Here is a 5,137-nt window from a genome sequence, read left to right on the forward strand (position 1 = left end):
GCCCACAGCCGTACCGAGACCCGCCCCACCCGCGTCCGCGCGGTTAGTTAACAGCCCGATAACCGAAGACATATCTCCGCGTCCGCTCCCTTGACACCCCCGCACGAACCGACGACTCTTCAACACATCACTGGTGGGAGCGCTCCCACAGTACCTGGCACATACACAACCCGCACGTTCCCCGCCCGAGCCGCAGCATGAACTAACGGGCCCAACAACGCCGTTGGCCGGGGGGTCGGCACGTCAGGCATCAGGAGGACGCAAATGCGAGCACGTACCCGAACCGCCCGCAAGACGGTGGTCCTGGCAGCCGTCGCCGCGCTGGGCGCCGGGCTGCTGGCCGGCTGTGCCGAGGACTCGGGCGACGACTCGTCGAACGAGGGCAGCGGCAACGCCGACGGCAAGATCACGCTGACGGTCGGTACCTTCGGTGTGTTCGGTTACAAGCAGGCCGGACTCTACGACGAGTACATGAAGGCCAACCCGGACATCAACATCAAGGAGAACGTCACCACCCGTACCGACGTCTACTGGCCCAAGACGCTCACGCGCCTCCAGGCCGGTGCCGGTACCGACGACATCCAGGCGATCGAGGTCGGCAACGTCACCGAGGCCGTGCAGACGCAGGCCGACAAGTTCGTGGACCTCGGCAAGGAGGTCGACAAGTCCCAGTGGCTGGACTGGAAGAACGCACAGGCCACCACCAAGGACGGCAAGCTGATCGGACTCGGCACCGACATCGGCCCCATGGCGGTCTGCTACCGCAAGGACCTGTTCGAGAAGGCCGGCCTCGAGACGGACCGCGCCAAGCTCGCCGAGCTGTGGAAGGGCGACTGGTCCAAGTACGTCGACCTCGGCAAGGACTACATGAAGAAGGCGCCGAAGGGCACCAAGTTCGTGGACTCGGCCTCCTCCGTCTACAACGCGGCGCTCGGTGGCGCGACCGAGCGGTACTACGACAAGGACGGCAACGTCGTCTGGGACAAGTCGAAGGGCGTGAAGGACGCCTGGGACGTCGCCATGGACGTGGCGACGAGCGACATGTCGGCGAAGCTGAAGCAGTTCGACAAGCCGTGGGACCAGGGCTACGCCAACGGCACCTTCGCGACCGTGGCCTGCCCGGCCTGGATGATCGGCTACATCCAGGAGAAGTCCGGTGACTCCGGCAAGGGCAAGTGGGACGTGGCGGCGGCGCCGACCGCGGCCAACTGGGGCGGTTCGTTCATCGGCGTGCCGACCGCGAGCAAGCACCAGAAGGAGGCCATCGCCCTGGCGAAGTGGCTGACCGCGCCCGAGCAGCAGGCGAAGGTCTTCGCGAAGCAGGCCAGCTTCCCGTCGGCCCCGTCGGCGTACTCGAGCCTGCAGCCCTCGGCCGAGACCACGGCGTACTTCTCGGACGCGCCGATCGCGCAGATCTTCTCCGACTCGGCGAAGACCATCCCGACCCAGTACCTGGGCACGAAGGACCAGCCGATCGGCACCTCGATCACCGACGTCGGCGTCCTGCAGGTCGAGCAGAAGGGCAAGTCCCCCGAGGAGGGCTGGGACGCGGCCACCAAGGAGATCAAGGACGTGCTCGGCCAGTGACAGTCTCCAAGCAGGCTCTCCAGCAGCCCGCGTCGAGCACCGACGCCGCGCCCGGCACTCAGCCGGGCGCGGCCCCCGGTGCTCACGGTCGCGGTACGCCGCCTCCACCCCCGAGCTCCTGGCGGAGCCGGCTGTACCGCTGGGACATGAAGGCGTCGCCGTACGCGTTCATCTCCCCCTTCTTCATCGTCTTCGGGGCCTTCTCGCTGGTCCCGCTGCTGTACACGGCCTGGTACTCGCTGCACAACGTGCAGCTGGCCGACCTGGACAACCAGACCTGGGTGGGCCTGGACAACTACCAGAACCTGCTCTCCTCGGACTTCTTCTGGAACTCCCTCTGGGTCACCTTCACCATCGGCGTGATCTCGACGGTGCCGCAGCTGATGATGGCGATCGGGCTCGCGCACCTGCTCAACTACAAGCTGCGCGGCTCGACCGTGTGGCGGGTCGTGATGCTCACCCCGTACGCCACCTCGGTCGCGGCGGCCACGCTGGTGTTCGTGCTGCTGTACTCCTGGGACGGCGGCATGATCAACTGGCTGCTCGACTTCGTCGGGATCGACCCGGTCAACTGGCGTGAGTCCGACTGGGGTTCGAAGTTCGCCGTCTCCACGATCGTGATCTGGCGGTGGACCGGCTACAACGCGCTGATCTACCTGGCGGCGATGCAGGCGATCCCCACCGACCTGTACGAGTCGGCGTCCATCGACGGCGCGAACCGCTGGCAGCAGTTCATCAACGTGACGGTCCCACAGCTGCGGCCGACGATCCTGTTCACGGTGGTCGTCTCCACGATCGGCGCGACGCAGCTCTTCGGTGAGCCGCTGCTGTTCGGCGGAGTCAGCGGATCGAAGGGCGGCTCGGGACACGACTACCAGACGCTCGGCCTGTACATGTACGACCAGGGCTGGATCGTCGGCAACCTCGGCAAGGCGTCCGCGATCGCCTGGTCGATGTTCCTGATCCTGCTGATCATCGCCCTGATCAACCTGGTCATCACTCGCCGCCTGAGGAAGTCCCAATGACCACAAGCCACATGCCCCTCCCTCAGACGAGGACGACGAAAACGAACTCCGAGGCGAAGGGGAAGGGCGGCCGGGGCTCCCGGCGCCCCCGGATCATCGGCGCGGGCAAGCAGCTGCACGCCGGCCCGCTCACCTACGTCGTGCTGTCCGTGTTCGCGCTGTTCTCGCTGGCGCCCCTGGTGTGGACGGCCATCGCGGCCTCGCGCACCGACCGGCGGCTCGCCGAGACACCCCCGCCGCTGTGGTTCGGCGGGAACCTGTTCAAGAACATGGAGACGGCGTGGGAGGAGGTCGGGCTCGGCACCGCGATGGTCAACACGGCGTTCGTCGCGGGCACCATCACCGTCAGTACGGTGCTGTTCGCCACGCTCGCCGGTTTCGCCTTCGCCAAACTGCGCTTCAGGTTCTCCAGCGCCCTGCTGGTGCTGACCATCGGCACGATGATGATCCCGCCGCAGCTGGCCGTCGTACCGCTGTATCTGTGGATGGCCGACCTCGGCTGGTCCAACCAGCTGCAGACGGTCATCCTGCCCACGCTGGTCACCGCCTTCGGCACGTTCTTCATGCGGCAGTACCTGGTGCAGGCGCTCCCCGGCGAGCTCATCGAGGCGGCGCGCGTGGACGGGGCGAGCAGTCTGCGCGTCGTGTGGCACGTGGTCTTCCCCGCGGCGCGGCCCGCGATGGCCGTGCTCGGCCTGCTGACCTTCGTGTTCGCCTGGAACGACTTCATGTGGCCGATCATCGCCCTCAACCAGGAGAACCCGACCGTGCAGGTCGCGCTCAACGCCCTCGGCACCGGCTACGTCCCCGACCAGTCGGTGATCATGGCCGGCGCGCTGCTCGGCACGCTGCCGCTGCTGATCGCCTTCCTCCTGTTCGGCAAGCAGATCGTGGGCGGCATCATGCAGGGCGCGATCAAGGGTTGAACCCGGCACGCGCCACGCGCCACCACGGACTCCCCCTCAGGGGCTGGGCCACCGCCGTCCCGGCCCCCTCTCTCTCCGCCTTCTCCGACCACCGTCGGTCCCCCCACGACCACCTATGGGAGCGCTTCCATGCCTGAACCCGTGAACCCGGTCACCCCGGTGACGTTTCCTCCCGCCTTCCTCTGGGGCGCGGCGACCTCCGCGTACCAGATCGAGGGGGCGGTGCGGGAGGACGGCCGTACACCCTCGATCTGGGACACCTTCAGCCATACGCCGGGCAAGACGGCCGGTGGCGAGACCGGTGACATCGCTGTCGACCACTACCACCGCTACCGCGACGACGTGGCGCTGATGGCCGAGCTGGGCCTGGGCGCGTACCGCTTCTCGATCTCCTGGTCGCGCGTCCAGCCGACGGGCCGGGGCCCGGCGATCCAGCGCGGCCTGGACTTCTACCGCCGTCTCGTGGACGAGCTCCTCGCCAAGGGCATCAAGCCGGCCGTCACCCTCTACCACTGGGACCTGCCCCAGGAGCTGGAGGACGCGGGCGGCTGGCCGGAGCGTGACACGGCGCTGCGCTTCGCCGAGTACGCGGGCATCGTCGGCGAGGCCCTCGGCGACCGTGTGGAGCAGTGGATCACGCTCAACGAGCCCTGGTGCAGCGCGTTCCTGGGCTACGGCTCCGGAGTCCACGCCCCGGGCCGTACGGACCCGGTGGCCACCCTCCGCGCGGCCCACCATCTGAACCTGGCGCACGGCCTGGGTGCGTCGGCCCTGCGCGCGGCGATGCCCGCCCGCAACCACGTGGCCGTGAGCCTCAACTCGGCGGCGGTCAGGGCGGTGTCGGACGACCCCGCGGACGTGGCGGCGGCCCGGAAGATCGACGACCTGGCGAACGGCGTCTTCCACGGTCCGATGCTGCACGGGGCGTACCCGGAGACGCTGTTCTCGGCGACGAAGTCGGTCACGGACTGGTCGTACGTCCTGGAGGGCGACCTCACCCTGATCAACCAGCCGCTGGACGCGCTGGGGCTGAACTACTACACGCCGGCGCTGGTGGGCGCGGCGGACCCGGAGTCGTCGGCGGGCGCCCGCGCGGACGGCCACGGCCAGAGCGACCACTCGCCGTGGCCGGCCGCGGACGACGTCGAGTTCCACCAGACTCCGGGCGAGCGTACGGAGATGGGCTGGACGATCGACCCGACGGGCCTGCACGAGCTGATCATGCGGTACACCCGGGAGGCCCCGGGCCTGCCGCTGTACATCACCGAGAACGGCGCGGCCTACGACGACAAGCCGGACCCGGACGGCCGTGTCCACGACCCCGAGCGGATCGCGTACCTCCACGGCCACCTGCGCGCGGTCCGCCGCGCGATCGCCGAGGGCGCGGATGTACGGGGCTACTACCTCTGGTCCCTCCTGGACAACTTCGAGTGGTCGTACGGCTACGGCAAGCGCTTCGGCGCGGTGTACGTGGACTACGCGACCCTCGCCAGGACCCCGAAGTCGAGCGCGTACTGGTACGGGCAGGCGGCTCGGACGGGGGCGCTGCCGCCGTTGACCGGGACGGAGTAGGGGCAGGGCGGGGCTCCTGGGTGAGCG

At 68.5% G+C, this 5,137-nt stretch carries 4 protein-coding genes; all 4 read left to right on the top strand.

Features of this window, described 5'->3' with window-relative positions; genetic code table 11:
* Nucleotides 1-264: 264 nt before the first annotated feature.
* Nucleotides 265-1,587 carry an ABC transporter substrate-binding protein gene (locus FNH04_RS40940; protein ID WP_152791259.1) on the top strand — a complete coding sequence of 441 codons (1,323 nt, stop codon included), beginning with the start codon at nt 265-267 and terminating at the stop codon, nt 1,585-1,587.
* Nucleotides 1,584-2,612: a carbohydrate ABC transporter permease gene (locus tag FNH04_RS40945; RefSeq protein ID WP_322725338.1), complete on the top strand. Its 1,029-nt coding sequence runs from the start codon at nt 1,584-1,586 to the stop codon at nt 2,610-2,612. The genes FNH04_RS40940 and FNH04_RS40945 overlap by 4 nt, the downstream gene beginning before the upstream one ends.
* Nucleotides 2,609-3,538, top strand: a complete 930-nt coding sequence (locus FNH04_RS40950) for a carbohydrate ABC transporter permease (protein ID WP_194236989.1) — start codon at nt 2,609-2,611, stop codon at nt 3,536-3,538. Before FNH04_RS40945 ends, FNH04_RS40950 begins: the two co-directional genes overlap by 4 nt.
* A 129-nt stretch (nt 3,539-3,667) precedes the next feature.
* Nucleotides 3,668-5,110, top strand: coding sequence for a GH1 family beta-glucosidase (locus FNH04_RS40955; protein ID WP_152791260.1), 1,443 nt, complete (start codon nt 3,668-3,670; stop codon nt 5,108-5,110).
* Nucleotides 5,111-5,137: the final 27 nt, after the last annotated feature.

Source organism: Streptomyces phyllanthi (assembly GCF_009377205.1).
GTDB lineage: Bacteria > Actinomycetota > Actinomycetes > Streptomycetales > Streptomycetaceae > Streptomyces > Streptomyces phyllanthi.

Bases quoted from the DNA above. Each gene is read 5' to 3' on its own strand.
- FNH04_RS40940 (WP_152791259.1), top strand. From the start codon at position 265: ATGCGAGCACGTACCCGAACCGCCCGCAAGACGGTGGTCCTGGCAGCC.
- FNH04_RS40950 (WP_194236989.1), top strand. From the start codon at position 2,609: ATGACCACAAGCCACATGCCCCTCCCTCAGACGAGGACGACGAAAACG.
- FNH04_RS40955 (WP_152791260.1), top strand. From the start codon at position 3,668: ATGCCTGAACCCGTGAACCCGGTCACCCCGGTGACGTTTCCTCCCGCC.